The sequence below is a fragment of the Nocardia fodinahabitans genome, assembly GCF_052983615.1.
In genome coordinates this window covers 6,933,950-6,949,755 of record NZ_JBRJJC010000001.1, presented here as the reverse complement: position 1 = coordinate 6,949,755, position 15,806 = coordinate 6,933,950, and the positions used below count along the sequence as shown (strand labels likewise).

The window sequence follows — 15,806 nt, the reverse complement described above, 5'->3', positions numbered from 1 at the left end:
TTGTGACCACGTCCGGTCGAGCAGACAGCGCCGCGAACCCGCGATGTCGCTGTCTGTCCACTTTCCCGGAAAATCGCCCAAATGCCGCGTTACAGTGGCGTCGGGAAGCGGAGCGAGGAGCTGGTCGGTGTCCATCGGGAAATTGGTGTCGTTCGACGGGTCACGGGGTTTCGGATTCATCCGGCCCGACGACGGCGGGCCCGATGTCTTCGTCCACGTCAACGACATCGGCCTCGACGAGGACGAATTGCGTCAGGGCAGGCTGTTCGAATTCGATGTGACCGAAGGCGATCGTGGCCCCAAGGCGATCAACCTGACCGCCGCGGGTCACACCGCGCCTGCCCCGAAGTCGCGTAAGGAGCGCACGGGCGGTGACCGCCTCGGCCCCGACGAACTGCGCCGCCAGATCACCGAACTGCTACTGGAGGCCTCCCCCGCGCTCACCGCGGCCGAGATCATCACCATTCGCGAGCGGTTCACCGCCTTCGCCGACGAACACGGCTGGCTCGACAGCTGACCTCGCGCCTGCCCGGACTCCACGGCCACGGCACCTGGAACTCGCCGAACCGCACCGTCTACGACTTCGCGGTGGTGGCCCCCTTTCGATCGCGACACCGCCGCGCGCGATGTCCGCGCGGTGTCGGTGGGCCGCCCTACGATCGAAGCCGCACCGATGAATCGGGCACGCTCGCGCCGTCGACACGGGTGAACCCACCCGCGAGGAGGATCGGATGGATCTACCGGTGATGCCGCCAGTGCGCCCCATGCTGGCCAAGTCGACCCCGTCGTTGCCCCGCGAGCCCGGGCTCAGTTACGAACCCAAATGGGATGGGTTCCGGTGCATCGTGTTCCGCGACGGCGACGAGATCGAACTCGGTTCCCGCAACGACCGCCCGCTCACCCGGTACTTCCCCGAACTGGCCGAGCTGCTCCAAGCCGCCCTGCCGCAGCGCTGTGTCGTCGACGGGGAGATCGTCGTCGTCACCGATCAGGGCCTGGATTTCGACACGCTGCAGCAGCGGCTGCACCCGGCGGCGTCGCGGGTGAACAAGCTGGCCGCCGAGACGCCCGCCAGCTTCGTCGCCTTCGATCTGCTCGCTCTGGGTGATCGCGATCTGACCACCGAACCGTTCGCCGAGCGCAGGCGCGCACTGGAATCGCTGCTCGCGGCCGCGCCGGGCCGTATTCACCTCACCCCGATCACCCAGGACCCCGATGTCGCGCAGGACTGGTTCACCCGGTTCGAAGGCGCGGGTTTCGACGGGGTGATGGCCAAAGCCGACGACCTGGCCTATCTCCAGGACAAACGCGTGATGCTCAAGATCAAGCACGAACGCACCGCCGACTGTGTGGTCGCGGGTTACCGGATGCACAAGGACGGCGAGGGCGTGGGATCACTGCTGCTCGGCCTGTTCGACGACGACGGCAACCTGCATCATGTCGGTGTCGCGTCGAGCTTCACCGCGGCCCGGCGCCGCGAACTGCTCGGCGAGCTGGCGCCGCTGCGGGAGAACGCGCTCGAGGACCATCCGTGGCGCAACTGGGCCGACGCGGTCGCCCAGGCCGGCGCCGACGGCAAGATGCCCGGCGGGGTGAGCCGGTGGACCGGCGGCAAGGATCTGTCCTGGGAACCGCTGCGCCCGGAGCTGGTCGCCGAGGTCCGCTACGAGCACGTGCAGTCGGGACGGTTCCGGCACGGCGGGCGGCTGGTCCGCTTCCGCGCCGACCGCACCCCGGATTCGTGCACCTACGCCCAGCTCGACGAGGTCGCCCCGGCCGAACTCGACGCGATCTTCGGCGGTGCGCGATGAGCGCCGCCGTGGAGATCGAGGTCGACGGCCGCGTCCTGTCGATCAGCAATCCGGACAAGGTCTACTTCAGCAAGCGCGGTGACACCAAGCTCGACCTGGTCCGTTACTACCAGGCCGTCGCCGAACCCCTGCTCGGTGTCATCGGCGACCGGCCGCTGCTGCTGGAGCGCTATCCCGACGGCGCGTCCGGCAAGTCGTGGTTCCAGAAGCGGGTGCCGAAGTCGGCGCCGGACTGGTTGCAGACCGTGGAGGTGTCGACGCCGAACGGCACCACCAGCGACGCCCTCGTCGCCCACGATCTCGCCCACCTCCTGTGGGCGGTGAACCAGGGCTGCCTCGGCTTCCACGTCTGGCCCAACCACGTGCCCGATCTGCGGATCGCCGACGAACTGCGGATCGACCTCGATCCCTCGCCCGGGATCGGTTTCGACGATCTGCGCCGGGCGGCGGTGCGCACCAGGGAGCTGCTGACCGAACTCGGCATCGAGAGCTGGATCAAGACCTCTGGCTCGCGCGGGTTGCACATCTACGCCGTGCTCGAACCCCGGTGGGACGGTTACGAGGTGCGCGCGGCCGCCGTCGCGCTGGCCAGGGAATTGGAGCGCCGCCACCCCGAGGAGATCACCGCGCACTGGTGGAAAGAGGAGCGCGGTTCGCGGGTCTTCGTCGACTTCAACCAGAACGCGCCGCACAAGACGGTGTTCGGCGCGTGGTCGGTCCGTCCGAAGGTGGGCGGGCAGGTGTCGACGCCGATCGCCTGGGCCGACCTCGACACCGTCGTTCCCGACGACCTCACGCTCGCCACCGTCCCCGCCCGGCTGGCCGAGTACGGTGACCCGTGGGCCGACCGCACGCCGCAGTCCATCGAACCGCTGCTGGCGATGTCGGAACGCGATATGGCGGCGGGCTTGATGGACGCGCCGTGGCCGCCGCAATACCCGAAGATGCCGAACGAGCCACCGCGGGTGCAGCCGAGCCGGGCCAAGCAGTCCGACTGAGGACCTATTCGGTCCAGGGCACCCAGGTGCCCGCCCCCGCCTTGCCCTCGCACACCAGGGCGTGGTTGTCGGAGGTGCGCCCCGACTTGTCCACCGTGGGATCGCAGCGCGCGCCCTCGGTGTAGTACGACCCGGACACCCGGAACGGGCCCGACCAGGTATAGGCGCCGTCGGCCCGCAGACACAGCAGGGTCGCACCGTCCGCCGCGACGCCGAGCAGCCCGGCCCGGTCCGCCGAACACGGTGTGCCCTTCTCGACGACGGTGCCGACCGGGCTCAGCACCGGGACGGTCCCGGTCGCGGTGGCGGTCGGCGCGCCCTGCGACGGCACGGTGGTCGACACCGAGGTCACCGTCGTCTCCTGGGCGAGAGTGGGCACTTCGAGATCCAGCCCACCGAACATCACCAGTCCCACCGTGGCCAGAGCGGCGACCTCGGCGATGCCGAGCAGCAGCGCGAACACCGCCATCCCCCGCCCCCGCGGATGCCCGAACGACAGCAGCCCGAACACGATCGCGATCGGGAACAGCAGTACCAGCGCGGCGGCGAGCGCGACCATCGCGTACGGGTTCACCCGTGGCTGGTCGGCGCGTCCCGCACCCGCAGCACCGTCTTCCGGTGTCGCGTGCGGCCAGCGCTGACCGTTCCAGCGCCGCTCGTCCATGTCCTCTTCGGGGTCGTCGTCCCATTCGTCGTACCGTGCCATCAACCCCGGGTCCCTCTCGATCCCCCCGGCGCGGAATCGAACCACTTGCGACGCCGGGTTACGCGACGAGAATAGGGACTCCGGGACGGTCGGTCAGCGCAAACGACAAATGCGTGTACCTGCGGTTCGCCGCCGAATCCAGGGGCATCGACACGGGTAACGAACCGGCAAACACCTTTGCCTCCCCACCATCGACGGGTCCATGCTGGTCACCAGGTGAACCACAGCGCGCAGTAGCGGCCCGCGAGGAGGACCCCATGTCCGGTAGCACCACTTCGGCAGACGACCAGCACTGGCACGCCCAGGCCGGCGATCTGCTCGCCGACGATTACAACGTTCCCGGCCTCATCGCGTGCGCGATCGGCATCGTCGGCCTGGCCTGCACGCTGGTTGGCGCGGGTTCGGGGCACTACGGCTGGGCGGTGGTCGCCGGGGTGGCCACGGCGATATTCCTCGTCGGTGGCGCGGGCGCGCTGCTGTTCGAGCATCGCCGGGAGGAGCAGATCGAGCTCGCGTACGGGCGCGGCGGGCACGCACCCGGGCACGTCGGCCCGCAGCGCTACAGCGCCCGCGACATTCCGCTCCCGAACCCCGCCCGGCGCAGGCTGACGTCCTAGTCGAGCACGCCCGTCCGGGGTTCGACGCTGGGGATGGTCTCGGTGATCACGGTGATCAGGGTGTCGGCGAGCAGCCGGTGCACCTGGTCGCGGGTCAGCGTGCCCCGGGTGATCCACTCCCGGCCCGCCACCTTCACCAGTCCCGCGTAGGCGAGGACCAGCGCGCGCGATGTCGCATTGTCTGCCAGATCGGACCGGCCGATCATCACCAGCATCCGTTCGGCGGCCGCGTCGTCGGCCTGGTCGAGGATCTGCTGCACCTCGGGGTCGTCGCCGACGCCCTCGTGGCTGGTGACCTTCACCCAGGTGGTGCCGTGCTCGGCGATGGTGTCGAGCAGCCAGGTGACGATCGCGTCGACCCGCTCGACCGGCCTGCCGTCGGGGATGGACACCTTGTCCGGCCGCGGCAGCGTCACCATCCGGCGCACGACGGCCAGATACAGGTCGCGCTTGTTGCCGAAATAGTGGTTGATCAGCCCACGAGCGACACCGGCGCGCTGCGCGAGTTCCGCGGTGGACACCGCCGCGTAGGGCCGCTCGCCGAACATGTCGATGGCACAGGCCAGGATCTGCGCGCGTCGCTCGTCGGGTTCGAGCCTGCGCCTGCGGGGCGCGTCTGCGGTGTCGGTGTCGAGCGGGGAAATCGGGCTGCTCCGTCGGGTTCGAGGGTCGCCGCGCTGTTGCGGTGACGGTGCACCACGATACCCAGCGGGTCCGTCGAGCGGCCAATGCGACAATAAGTGTCGTCCCCCGCTCCCGCACGAAGGAATGCCGCACTCCCCGATGACCGCGAACATGATCGATCCGGACGAGTTGGCGACCTGTCTGCGGGTGCTGGACCAGGCCGGGCAACTGGAGAAGGAACACCCCGATTCGATCGCGGTCCAGCGCGCGGTGGGGCACATGTTCAAAAAGCTCAAGCAGCGCAAGCGCCTCGAGGCCAGGGAGCAGGTCGCCTCGGCCGATCGCGCGGTCATCGCCGCGACGGCCACCGGCTCACCCCAGCGCATCGACGACGAGACCGCGGGCATCCCGATCAGCTCGGCCACCTCCGGCGCGAGCGCGGGCACCCTGCTGCGGCCGCGGCCCTGCTACATCTGCAAGCAGCGCTACACCCAGGTCGACGCCTTCTATCACCAGCTCTGCCCCGACTGCGCCGCCGCGAGCCACGCCAAGCGCGACGCCCGCACCGACCTGTCCGGCAAGCGCGCCCTGCTCACCGGTGGCCGCGCCAAGATCGGTATGTACATCGCCTTGCGACTGCTGCGCGACGGCGCGCACACCACCATCACCACCCGCTTCCCCAACGACGCGATCCGCCGTTTCGCCGCGATGGAGGACAGCGCCGACTGGCTGCACCGGCTGCGCATCGTCGGCATCGACCTGCGCGACCCGGCCCAGGTCGTCGCGCTGGCCGACGACGTCGCCGCGCAGGGCCCGCTCGACATCCTGATCAACAACGCCGCGCAGACCGTACGCCGTTCGGCGGGTGCCTACAGCGCGCTGGTCGACGCCGAGACCGCGCCGCTGCCCGCGGGCGTGCTGCCGGAGATGGTCACCTTCGGCAAGACCATGCAGGCGCATCCGACCGCGCTCACCGCCTCGCTGACGCCGTCGCTGTCGGCCGCCGAGGTCGCCGAGCTCGCGCTGGTCGCCGGATCGGCCACCCCGGAGCGGATCGCGGCGGGTGTGGCCATCGACGCCGGCGGGCTGGTGCCCGACCTCGCACACACCAACAGCTGGGTGCAGACGGTCGCCGAGGTCGACGCCACCGAGCTGCTCGAGGTGCAGCTGTGCAACTCCGTCGCGCCGTTCATCCTGGTCTCGCGGTTGCGCCCGGCGATGGCCGCCGCGGCGGGACGGCGCAAGTACGTCGTCAACGTCTCGGCGATGGAGGGCCAGTTCAGCCGCGGCTACAAGGGCCCCGGCCATCCGCACACCAACATGGCCAAGGCCGCGCTGAACATGCTGACCCGCACCAGCGCGCTGGAGATGTTCGAGGCCGACTCGATCCTGATGACCGCGGTCGACACCGGCTGGATCACCGACGAGCGCCCGCACTACACCAAGGTGCGCCTGGCCGAGGAGGGCTTCCACGCGCCGCTCGACCTGGTCGACGGTGCCGCCCGCGTCTACGACCCGATCGTGCAGGGCGAGAACGGCGTCGATCTCTACGGCTGCTTCCTCAAGGACTACCAGCCCTCGCCCTGGTAAGCCATCGAAGCGATGCCGAACCGGAATGTTGATCATGATTCCGTATCGGCGAACGGCCGCCTAATCTGAATAGGTGCCGTTCCGGGTGTTGGCCGATCTGATCGCCGTCACTCACGTCGCGTTCATCGCGTACGTGGTCGCCGGTGGTTTCCTCGCGTGGCGGTGGCCGCGCACCATCGGGCTGCATCTGCTCGCGGCCTCCTGGGGCTTCGGCACCATTCTGATCGGCTTCGACTGCCCGCTGACCTACGCCGAGAACTGGGCGCGCAGGCATGCCGGGGTAGCCGAACTGCCGCAGGCCGGCTTCATCGACCACTACCTGACCGGGGTGATCTACCCCGACAGCGCGCTCGGGCTGGTGCGGCTGGTGGCCGCGGTGGCGGTGCTGGTGTCGTGGGTGGGCTATGTGCGCCTCCAGCTGCGCCACCGCGGGCTCAGCTCAGGTGCCGTGTGATCTCCTGTGCCACCGCGGCGGGCTGCTCGTCGAGGTAGAAATGCCCGCCGGGGAAGGTCCGCAGCGTGAACGACCCGTCGGTGACCGTGCGCCACTGCTCGGCCTGCTCGACGGTGGTGGTGGGGTCCTCGGTGCTGACCAGCGCGACAACCGGGCACGTCAACGCGGGCCCCGGCTCGTGGCGGTAGGTCTCCACGGCCTGGTAGTCGGCCCGGACCGCGGGCAGGACCAGGTCGGCCAGGCCGGGTTCGGTGCGCAGCAGCCGCACCGGGGCCGGGTCGGCGGCGAGGCGCTCGAGGTCGTCGATGAGGGCCGCGTCGGAGCCGCGGTGCAGCCGCCCGGTCTCGACGAAAGCCGGTGCGGGACGGCCGGACACGATCAACGCCGCCGGTGGCTGGCCCGCGGCGGCCAGCCTGCGCGCGGTCTCGTAGGCCACCGTCGCGCCCATGCTGTGCCCGAACAGCACGCGCGGCGGGCCGGAGCGGCGGGCGACGTCCTCGGCGATGCGGTCGGCGAGCGTGTGCAGCTCGGTGACGACCGCGTCGCCGAGCCGATCCTGGCGGCCGGGATACTGCACGGCCGTCACCTCGGCGCCGGGGCCGACGTGCTCGGCGAGCTCGCGGTACGCGGTGGCCGATGCTCCGCCGGGCGGGAAGCACACCAGTCGCCGCCGGGCCACCGGGTCGGCCCGCAGCACCCGAATCCATTCCGTCGCCGCTGTATTCACGCCCACATCATGCTCCTCACCCGTCATCGTCCTCGCTAGGCTGAACGGCGTGACCACCGCGCAGCACCTCGTACACGCCTATGCGACCGGGCTGGGACTCGAGCCGTCGGCACTCGACGACGAGCCGGCACCCGGTGCCCGGCTGGCAGCCACGCTACCGGTGTGGGCGCTGGCCGCGGGATCGGTGGCCGCGGCGGCCGGATCGGCGAATCGATACCGTGCGGCGCTCGGCCTGGCCACCCGGCCGACGCGCATCGACCCGGCGCGCATCGGCGCGGCCTTCGCGAGCGAGCGGCTGTTCCGTCAGGGCGGCGCGGCGCCGTCGATCTTCGCCGAGCTGTCCGGTTTCTTCCGCAGCGCCGACGGCTGGGTCCGCACCCACGCCAACTACCCGCACCACCGCGCGCGGCTGCTGCGCGCGCTCGACCTGCCCGCCGACGCCGACCTCGCCCGGCTCACCGACGCCTTCGCCGCCGCGCAGGGCGCCGAGATCGAGGACGCCGCCGCCGCGGTGGGCGCCATCGCGGTGCGGGTCCGCACCGAGGCCGAGTGGTCCGCCTGCCCGATGGGCCGCGCCGCCGCGACCGGGCCGCTGGTCGCCGTCGACCCGCGCGCGGACCGGCTGCCCCCGGGCAGAGCACGCCTCGACACCGGCGCGCCCACGATCGATCGCCCGCTGGCCGGTATCCGCGTGCTCGACCTCACCCGGGTCCTCGCCGGTCCGATCGCCACCAGAACCCTGGCGCTGCTCGGTGCCGACGTGCTCCGCGTCGACCCGCCACACCTGCCCGAGATCGACTGGCAGTTCGCCGACACCTGCCAGGGCAAACGCTCGACGCTGCTGGACCTGCGCTCCGACCTCACGACCTTCGAGGACCTCCTCGCCACCGCCGATGTCCTGGTGACGGGGTACCGGCCGGGCGCACTCGCCGCGGCCGGTGTCCGCGCCGCGGCACGGCCCGGCCTGATCGACGCGTCCGTCTCGGCGTGGGGCACGACCGGGCCGTGGGGCGATCGGCGCGGTTTCGACAGCATCGTCCAGGCGGCCTCCGGCATCTCCCTGCTCGAAGGTGGCGCGGATCGCCCCGGCGCGCTGCCCGCCCAGGCACTCGACCACGGTTCGGGCTATCTCCTCGCCGCGGGAGTCGTCGACGCGCTGCGGGCGCGGAACGAGGACGGTGCGGGCCGCGACGTCCGGGTCTCGCTGGCCCGCACCGCGTCCTGGCTCCAGTCGGCCGAACGCTGCCCGGACCACCCCGCGCCGGCACCACCCGATCCGGCCGCGACGAACCACCACGGCGACATCGTCACGGCCGCACCGGCTTTCGCCGACTACGACGACTATCGCTGGCCCGCACCGCCGTACGGCTCCGCCCAGCCCTTCTGGATCGAAGCGCCGGACCACGTCCACCGCGGCTGACCGGCAGCGGTCAGCCCGCAGTCATTTCCCCGCCAGCGCCCGGATCGCGGTCGCCAGCTGGTCACCGTCGGCGACCACCTCGCCCGGATTCAGCAGCCACAGCACGCCGAGTCCTTGCGCGAGCGCGAAATACAGTCGCCCGATGGCGTCGGCCTGTGCTGCGTCGAGTTCGGGGTGGGCCGCCCGCACCGTGGATGCGAGGTCGGCGAACGCGTGGGAGAGCTGGTCGCCGAGCTGAGCGCGCGCGTCGTCGGAGCGCACGATGCGCACGATGTTCTCCAGACTGGCCAGCATCGCCTCGTGGTTGTCCGCGAATACCGCGGGCATGCCGTTCCACAGACCGGTGAGCCCGGCCAGCGGTGACGAGCCGGCACCGGCCGCGATCAGCGACTCCATCGAATCGCCGATCGCGTTGCCGAGCGCCTCGGCCAGCGCCTCGGTGACCAACCGGTCCTTCGACCCGAAGTGGTAGCCGATCGCGGCCAGGCTCACCCCTGCCGCGGCGGCGATATCGCGCGCGGTCGCCTTCGCGACACCGCGCTCCAGGATCACTTTCCTCGCCCCCGCCAAGAGGTCTTCTCTGTTGCCCATGGCCATCAGCCTACCGGACCGTCTTAGACATTTGTTCTAGACAATCGTGCAACCTCTGTGTTAGACATATGTCTAAGACATTCGTTCTTCTCCAGACGGGAAACATCATGACCACCACCAGCCCCCTGCACGTTCTGGTCTCCGGCGGCGGTATCGCGGGCAACGCGGTCGCACTCCAGTTGCTGCGCAACGGCATTCGCACGACGGTGGTCGAGCGGGCCGCGGTCCCCCGCCCCGGCGGCCAGGCCGTCGATCTGCGCGGGCCGAGCAAGGAAGCCGCCGCGAAGATGGGACTGATGGAGGGCATCGCCGAGTACCAGCTCGACGAGCGCGGCATGTCCTACATCGACGGCGACGGCAAGGTCTACGCCCGGATGGCGATGGCGGACTTCGACGGTCAGGGCGCCGTCGCGGAGATCGAGATCACCCGCGGCGACCTGAACAAGGTCCTGCTCGAGGCCATCGCCACCGCCGACAACGGCCGGCTGGACTACCGCTACGGCGAGTGGATCGAACGGATCGACCAGGACACCACCGGTGTCGAGGTCACCTTCGCCTCCGGCGCCACCGAGCGCTTCGACCTGGTGATCGGCGCCGAGGGCGTGCACTCGGCCACCCGGCGGCTGGCCTTCGGCCCGGAAGAGCAGTTCAGCACCAATCTCGGCGGCTACGGAGCGTTCTTCACCATGCCCTCGCCCGCCGATCTGGAGCCCGGCTGGTTCGGGATGCGCCTGGTGCCCGGCGCCATGCTCGGGATCCGCCCCGACGGCGATCCGGCCACCGCCAAGGCGATCATCACCCTGCGCGCCGAGGTCGACCCGAACCTGCGCCGCGACAGCGACGCCCAGCGCGCGCTCATCCGCCGGATGATCGGCGACGCGGGCTGGCACGCCCCCGAGGTGCTCGCGGCGATGGACACCACGACCGACTTCTACTTCGACGAGCTCGCCCGGGTGGACGTGCCCGAGCTGTCCGCAGGCCGGGTCACCCTCGTCGGCGACGCGGGCTACTGCGGCTCCCCCATGACCGGCATGGGCACCGCGATGGCCATCGTCGGCGCCTACGTACTGGCCGCCGAGATCGCCGCCACCCCGGACGATCCGGCCGGCGCGCAGCAGCGCTACCAGGACACGATCACACCGTTCCTGGACAAGGCCAAGGAGATCCCCGGCGGCGGCATCGAGATGATGATCCCCAAAACCCCGCTGATGACGCGAGTGGCCAAGACCAACGTGCGGATCATGATGTCGCGTCCGATGCGGCCGATCACCAAGAAGATCTTCTTCGGCCACACCGAGGAACTCGCGCTGCCGACCTACTGATCCGGACGCCCGGCCGCCACGGCTACGCGGACGCCGGGCGCGCGCTCACAGCGGAATCAGCAGGTGCTTGCGCGGCCGCTGCTCGACGCGCTTGTCCCGGAGCAGATGCAGGGCCTTGCGGATCTCCAGCCGGGTGGTCGACGGCTCGATCACCGCGTCGATATAGCCGCGTTCGGCGGCGATCCACGGTGTGGCGACCGCGGTGTTGTAGTAGTCGACCATCTGCTGACGGACCCCGGCCCGCTCGGCCTCGGGCACGGCGGCGAGCTGCCGTCGCTGGGTGAGCCCGATCGCGGCCTCGGCACCCATCACAGCGATGCGCGCGGTCGGCCAGGCCAGATTCACATCGGCGCCCAGCTGCTTGCAGCCCATCACCGCGTAGCCGCCGCCGTAGGCCTTACGCACCACCACGGTCACGATCGGCACGGTCGCCTCGACCACGGCGTAGAAGAACCGGCCGCCCCGCTTGATGACGCCGATCTTCTCCTCCTCGACGCCGGGCAACACCCCGGGCGTGTCGACGACGAAGATCAGCGGCAGCCCGAACGCGTCGCAGAGCCGGATGAAATGCGCCGCCTTGTCCGAGCACCTGGCATCGATCGCCCCGCTGAACACCTGCGGCTGATTGGCGACGACACCGACACTGCGGCCGTCGACCCGGGCGAAGCCGGTGATCATGTTGCGGGCGGCACTCGCCCCGACCTCGTGGAACTCGCCGTCGTCGAAGATCCGCAGCAGCACGTCGTACATGTCGTAGCCCGCGCGATCGGAATCGGGGATCAGCGTGTCGAGCTCCCGGTCCGTCTCGGTGATCGCGGGTTCCAGCCCCGGGTTGACCACCGGGGCGCGCTCGAAGCAGTTCGACGGCATGAAGCTCAAATATGTTCGGGCCCAGTCGAAAGCGGCCCGCTCGTCGGCCGCGACATGGTGGATGGTCCCGTTCTGCGCCTGGTTGTACGCGCCGCCGAGTTCCTCGAGCGTCACCTCTTCGCCGGTGGTCTCGCGGATGATCTCCGGTCCGGTGACGAACATGTAGGCGTTCTCGGTCGCGATCAGCACGTCGGTATTGATCGGGGCGTAGACCGCGCCCGCCGCGCATTTGCCCAGCATGATCGACACCTGCGGCACCACGCCCGACAGATTCAGCTGCCGCCTGCTCATCGCCGCGTACCAGGCCAGCGAGGTGACCGCGTCCTGCACGCGCGCCCCGCCGGAGTCGTTGATCGCCACGAACGGGCAGCCGATCTCGGCCGCGAGATCCATCGCCTTGGCGACCTTGCGGCCGAACATCTCCCCGACCGAGCCGCCGAACACCGTTTGATCGTGGGCGATCACCACCACCGGGCGGCCGTCGACCGTGCCGTGGCCGGTCACGACGCCGTCGCTGTAGAGGCTGTTCGCCACGCCGGGCTGCTTCACCAGTGCCCCGATCTCGACAAAACTCCCCGCGTCCAGCAGCATGCCGATCCGTTCCCGCGGGCTGGCAATGCCCTTGGCGGCCCGTTTGGCGACCCCCACGTCCCCCGCGGGCTCCTGCGCGGCTGCCAGATTCTTCCGCAACTCTTCCAGTTTCGCAGCGGTCGTCGCCTTCACAGATGCACCTACCCTCGCCAGTGTTGAGCTATCGGTCCGCAATCTCCCAGCGAGAGTAACCGAAACCGCCGCCGTAACAGCTCTTTCGACCCCGTCGGCGCCGCATTCGGGTGACCGGGATCGGCCCGTCGCGCGGGGAAATCGCCATGACCAGCGGCGAACGTCCCTGGTTCGGCACGGTCGGCGGCAGCGCGCGAAACGCCCGCGGTTACCCTCGATCTGTGCCGCGCAAGATCATCCTCGATGTCGATACCGGAATCGACGATTCGCTGGCGCTGCTGTACCTGCTGGCTTCCCCCGAGGCCGAGCTCCTCGGAATCGCCGCGACCGCGGGCAATGTGCCGACCGCCCAGGTCGCCGCGAACACGCTGGCGCTGCTGGATCTCGCGCGCACGGGCACCGTCGAGGTCGCGGCGGGCGCCGACGGACCGCTGGTGGTCCCGCTGCGCACCACCGAGGACACCCACGGTCCCCAGGGCCTCGGCTACGCCGAACTGCCCACCTCGCCCCGGCCGCTCTCGGACCGGTCCGCCGCACGGATGTGGGTCGAGCTGGTCCGCGCCCACCCCGGCTCCGCGATCGGCCTGTGCACCGGCCCGCTGACCAACCTGGCGCTGGCCGTGCGCAGGGATCCCGAGCTGCCCCTGCTGCTGGACCGCCTGGTCATCATGGGCGGCGCGTTCAATCACCCCGGGAACACGACGCCGACCAACGAGTGGAATATCCACGTCGACCCCGAGGCCGCCAAGGAAGTCTTCGACGCCTTCTCGGTGGTCCCACCGGAGCGCAGGCCCGTGGTGTGCGCGCTCGACATCACCGAATCCATCGAGATGCGGCCCGAGCACCTGGTGCGCTTGGCCGAGGCCGCGCACAGCGCGCCGATCGAGCGGGTCGCGGCGGGCGACGCCGCCGAATGGCGTTCGGCGACAAGCAATCCGGTCATCCGGTATCTGATCGATGCGGTGCGTTTCTACTTCGACTTCCACGACGGCTACGACCTGGGCTATCTCGCGCACATGCACGATCCCTTCGCCGCCGCGGTGGCGCTGGACCCCGCGCTGGCGACGACCAGGCCCGCGACCGTCGACGTCGAGCTGGCCGGCACTCTCACCCGGGCCACCACGGTCGCCGACTGGGCGGGCATGTGGGGCCGGGAACCCAACGCCGACATCGTGATCGGCACCGACCCGGCCGTCTTCTTCGAACGTCTCATCACTCGCGTCGGCGCCCTGGCCCGTCGCCTCTACCCGGAGCTGCCCTCGTGACCGTCGATACCGCCGCCTATCTCGCCGACTTCCGCACCCGCCTCGGGCTGCCCGCGATCGTCGACGTGCACACCCACTTCATGCCCGATCAGGTGATGCGCAAGGTGTGGGCCTACTTCGACCAGGTGGGCCCGCTGACCGGGCGGACGTGGCCGATCACCTACCGCGACGACGAGCAGGTGCGGCTGAAGACCCTGCGCGACTTCGGCGTCCGCGCGTTCACCTCGCTGGTGTACCCGCACAAGCCGGAGATGGCGGCCTGGCTCAACAACTGGACCGCCGAGTTCGCGGCCCGCACGCCCGACTGCCTGCACACCGCGACCTGCTATCCGGAGCCGACGGCCCCCGATTACGTCCGCACGGCGATCGACCGTGGTGCGCGGGTCTTCAAGGTCCACATCCAGGTCGGTGCGTTCTCCCCGCTCGACCCGCTGCTCGACCCGGTGTGGGCGATCCTCGCCGAGACGGGCGTGCCGGTGCTCATCCACTGCGGATCCGGTCCCGCCCCCGGCGAATTCACCGGACCGGCGCCGATCGCCGAACTGCTGCGGCGGTTTCCGGACCTGCGCCTGATCATCGCCCACATGGGCACCCCCGAGTACAGCGAGTTCCTCGACCTGGCCGAGCAGTACCCTCGCCTCTACCTGGACACCACCATGGTGTGGACCGATTTCAGCGAGAGCGGCGCGCCGTTCCCGCAGGCCGAGCGGGAACGCCTACGCCGCTTCGGCGACCGGATCCTGTTCGGCAGCGACTTCCCCAACATCCCGTACCCGTACGCCGAGGCCGTCCAGGCGCTCGAGCGCCTGGATCTCGGGCCGGACTGGCTGCGCAAGGTGTGTCACGACAACGCGGTCGCGCTGTTCGAGCTGCGCTGATCAGGCGGGGATCTCCAACCCCTCGGCCAGCAGCGGCCAGGAGTTCTTGAACGCCTTCTGCCAATAGCCCCACGAATGGGTGCCCTGGGTGTCCACGTCGAACGTGGCGGGAATGTCGAGCTCCGCCAGCCGTTCCCGCAGATTCTCGGTGCACCAGCTGGTCGCGGCCTCGATCACGCCACCGACGACGATCTGATTGGCCAGCCCGACCGGGCCCCAGGTGATCAGGTGCGGGTCACCGAGCTTGTCGTGTTCGCCGGGCAGGCCGTTGCCGTTGGAGATGTAGAGCTTGGTGCCGCGCAGACCCTCGGCGTTGACGACCGGATCGTTGGCGACCCATTCCGGATCGCCGGGCGGCCCGTACATGTTCGACGCGTCCCCGCCGCCGGTGCCGACGACGACATTGACGAACTGCCTGCCGACCGGGTCGCTGATCTGCGCGCAGCCGCTGTAGGCCGCGACCGAGCGGAACAGGCCAGGTTTCGCGATCGCGAGCTGCAGCACCGAGGTGACGGTCATCGAGTTCGCGGCGATGGCGTTGCGGCCGGTCGTCTCGAACATCGTGTCGACGAGGGCGGGCAGTTCGTCGAGGAAGAAGGTGCGCCACTTGTTCACGCCGAGGCGCGGATCCGTGCTGCGCCAGTCGGTGTAGTAACTCCACGCGCCACCCACCGGCATCACGACATTGACGTCCTTGCCTGCCAGGAAGTCCACCACGTCGGTGTTCTGCTCCCAGGTGGCGGTGTCCTCGCCGCCGCCCGCGCCGTTCACCAGATACAGCGCGGGCCGCGGGACCGAGGTGTCGGCCGGGCGCTGCACCTTCACCGAGACCTCGCGCGCCATCGCCGCCGAATAGATCCGGACCGTCACCTGCCGCCCGTCGACCGAGGTCACCTCGGCGCGCGAGCCGTCGATCGCTACCGCCCGATTCGTCACCGCGACACCGGATTCCGGGCCGTCGGCGATGGCGGGCGCGCCACCGGCGACCGTCGAACCGGCGGCGAGGAACACCGCCGCCAACGCCGAGAGCGCGCTGCGGCACCTCATCGATCGAACCTCCCACTGAAAACCGACCGCTCAGTGCGGTCGATCTCAGTATCGGGGAAGATCACAGCGCCGTTACCGGCTTCTTACCGATTCGTCACCAGAGACAATGGGACCCCGCGCGAATGATGAAGCGGCAACGTGCACCGAATTCGCTGATGCGCCG

16 protein-coding genes are annotated in these 15,806 nt (G+C 70.1%); 10 read left to right on the top strand and 6 right to left on the bottom strand.

Features of this window, described 5'->3' with window-relative positions:
* Positions 1 to 127: 127 nt before the first annotated feature.
* From NV348_RS32730 to ligD, 3 genes are all read left to right on the top strand, one after another.
* On the top strand, positions 128 to 517 hold the full coding sequence (locus NV348_RS32730; RefSeq protein WP_447150345.1) for a cold-shock protein: 390 nt from the start codon (positions 128 to 130) through the stop codon (positions 515 to 517).
* Between the two features lie 214 nt (positions 518 to 731).
* Positions 732 to 1,811 (top strand): ATP-dependent DNA ligase, encoded by a 1,080-nt coding sequence (locus NV348_RS32725; protein WP_447150344.1) that lies wholly within the window; start codon positions 732 to 734, stop codon positions 1,809 to 1,811.
* Positions 1,808 to 2,809, top strand: a complete 1,002-nt coding sequence (gene ligD / locus NV348_RS32720; RefSeq protein WP_447150343.1) for a non-homologous end-joining DNA ligase — start codon at positions 1,808 to 1,810, stop codon at positions 2,807 to 2,809. The genes NV348_RS32725 and ligD overlap by 4 nt, the downstream gene beginning before the upstream one ends.
* 4 nt (positions 2,810 to 2,813) lie before the next feature.
* Here ligD and NV348_RS32715 read toward each other — a convergent pair whose 3' ends face one another.
* Positions 2,814 to 3,515, bottom strand: a complete 702-nt coding sequence (locus tag NV348_RS32715) for a hypothetical protein (protein WP_447150342.1) — start codon at positions 3,513 to 3,515, stop codon at positions 2,814 to 2,816.
* A gap of 257 nt (positions 3,516 to 3,772) precedes the next feature.
* On the opposite strand from NV348_RS32715, the gene NV348_RS32710 reads away from it, so the two are divergent.
* The gene (locus NV348_RS32710) at positions 3,773 to 4,132 is read left to right on the top strand and encodes a hypothetical protein (RefSeq protein ID WP_447150341.1); all 360 of its coding nucleotides are present in this window, start codon (positions 3,773 to 3,775) and stop codon (positions 4,130 to 4,132) included.
* On the opposite strand, the gene NV348_RS32705 is transcribed toward NV348_RS32710, so the two are convergent.
* Positions 4,129 to 4,680, bottom strand: coding sequence for a TetR/AcrR family transcriptional regulator (locus NV348_RS32705; protein ID WP_447150340.1), 552 nt, complete (start codon positions 4,678 to 4,680; stop codon positions 4,129 to 4,131). The two genes, NV348_RS32710 and NV348_RS32705, sit on opposite strands and share 4 nt — an antisense overlap.
* Positions 4,681 to 4,915: 235 nt before the next feature.
* On the opposite strand from NV348_RS32705, the gene NV348_RS32700 reads away from it, so the two are divergent.
* Positions 4,916 to 6,346 (top strand): SDR family NAD(P)-dependent oxidoreductase, encoded by a 1,431-nt coding sequence (locus tag NV348_RS32700; protein ID WP_447150339.1) that lies wholly within the window; start codon positions 4,916 to 4,918, stop codon positions 6,344 to 6,346.
* 73 nt (positions 6,347 to 6,419) lie between these two features.
* Complete coding sequence (locus NV348_RS32695; RefSeq protein ID WP_447150338.1) at positions 6,420 to 6,800, top strand: DUF2784 domain-containing protein; 381 nt, start codon at positions 6,420 to 6,422, stop codon at positions 6,798 to 6,800.
* On the opposite strand, the gene NV348_RS32690 is transcribed toward NV348_RS32695, so the two are convergent.
* Positions 6,781 to 7,533 (bottom strand): thioesterase II family protein, encoded by a 753-nt coding sequence (locus NV348_RS32690; protein ID WP_447150337.1) that lies wholly within the window; start codon positions 7,531 to 7,533, stop codon positions 6,781 to 6,783. The two genes, NV348_RS32695 and NV348_RS32690, sit on opposite strands and share 20 nt — an antisense overlap.
* A 43-nt stretch (positions 7,534 to 7,576) precedes the next feature.
* Between NV348_RS32690 and NV348_RS32685 the strand changes: the two genes are divergently transcribed.
* The gene (locus NV348_RS32685) at positions 7,577 to 8,947 is read left to right on the top strand and encodes a CoA transferase (protein ID WP_447150336.1); all 1,371 of its coding nucleotides are present in this window, start codon (positions 7,577 to 7,579) and stop codon (positions 8,945 to 8,947) included.
* Positions 8,948 to 8,968: 21 nt separating this feature from the next.
* Here the strand turns inward: NV348_RS32685 and NV348_RS32680 are convergent, their stop codons facing one another.
* Positions 8,969 to 9,538 carry a TetR family transcriptional regulator gene (locus tag NV348_RS32680; RefSeq protein ID WP_447150335.1) on the bottom strand — a complete coding sequence of 190 codons (570 nt, stop codon included), beginning with the start codon at positions 9,536 to 9,538 and terminating at the stop codon, positions 8,969 to 8,971.
* Positions 9,539 to 9,645: 107 nt separating this feature from the next.
* Between NV348_RS32680 and NV348_RS32675 the strand changes: the two genes are divergently transcribed.
* Positions 9,646 to 10,860 carry an FAD-dependent monooxygenase gene (locus NV348_RS32675; RefSeq protein ID WP_447150334.1) on the top strand — a complete coding sequence of 405 codons (1,215 nt, stop codon included), beginning with the start codon at positions 9,646 to 9,648 and terminating at the stop codon, positions 10,858 to 10,860.
* Between the two features lie 45 nt (positions 10,861 to 10,905).
* On the opposite strand, the gene NV348_RS32670 is transcribed toward NV348_RS32675, so the two are convergent.
* Positions 10,906 to 12,453, bottom strand: coding sequence for an acyl-CoA carboxylase subunit beta (locus NV348_RS32670; RefSeq protein WP_447150333.1), 1,548 nt, complete (start codon positions 12,451 to 12,453; stop codon positions 10,906 to 10,908).
* A gap of 221 nt (positions 12,454 to 12,674) precedes the next feature.
* Here NV348_RS32670 and NV348_RS32665 point away from each other — a divergent pair, with 221 nt between their 5' ends.
* Both NV348_RS32665 and NV348_RS32660 read left to right on the top strand, forming a co-directional pair.
* Complete coding sequence (locus NV348_RS32665; protein ID WP_447150332.1) at positions 12,675 to 13,718, top strand: nucleoside hydrolase; 1,044 nt, start codon at positions 12,675 to 12,677, stop codon at positions 13,716 to 13,718.
* Positions 13,715 to 14,596: an amidohydrolase family protein gene (locus NV348_RS32660; RefSeq protein ID WP_447150331.1), complete on the top strand. Its 882-nt coding sequence runs from the start codon at positions 13,715 to 13,717 to the stop codon at positions 14,594 to 14,596. The genes NV348_RS32665 and NV348_RS32660 overlap by 4 nt, the downstream gene beginning before the upstream one ends.
* On the opposite strand, the gene NV348_RS32655 is transcribed toward NV348_RS32660, so the two are convergent.
* A complete protein-coding gene (locus NV348_RS32655; protein WP_447150330.1) occupies positions 14,597 to 15,643 on the bottom strand; it encodes an alpha/beta hydrolase in 1,047 nt (348 codons plus the stop codon).
* Positions 15,644 to 15,806: the final 163 nt, after the last annotated feature.

Coding starts and splice junctions, on each gene's coding strand:
- NV348_RS32680 (WP_447150335.1), bottom strand. CDS start 9,538: ATGGGCAACAGAGAAGACCTCTTGGCGGGGGCGAGGAAAGTGATCCTG.
- NV348_RS32655 (WP_447150330.1), bottom strand. CDS start 15,643: ATGAGGTGCCGCAGCGCGCTCTCGGCGTTGGCGGCGGTGTTCCTCGCC.
- NV348_RS32705 (WP_447150340.1), bottom strand. CDS start 4,680: ATGTTCGGCGAGCGGCCCTACGCGGCGGTGTCCACCGCGGAACTCGCG.
- NV348_RS32675 (WP_447150334.1), top strand. CDS start 9,646: ATGACCACCACCAGCCCCCTGCACGTTCTGGTCTCCGGCGGCGGTATC.
- ligD (WP_447150343.1), top strand. CDS start 1,808: ATGAGCGCCGCCGTGGAGATCGAGGTCGACGGCCGCGTCCTGTCGATC.
- NV348_RS32700 (WP_447150339.1), top strand. CDS start 4,916: ATGACCGCGAACATGATCGATCCGGACGAGTTGGCGACCTGTCTGCGG.
- NV348_RS32715 (WP_447150342.1), bottom strand. CDS start 3,515: ATGGCACGGTACGACGAATGGGACGACGACCCCGAAGAGGACATGGAC.
- NV348_RS32725 (WP_447150344.1), top strand. CDS start 732: ATGGATCTACCGGTGATGCCGCCAGTGCGCCCCATGCTGGCCAAGTCG.
- NV348_RS32710 (WP_447150341.1), top strand. CDS start 3,773: ATGTCCGGTAGCACCACTTCGGCAGACGACCAGCACTGGCACGCCCAG.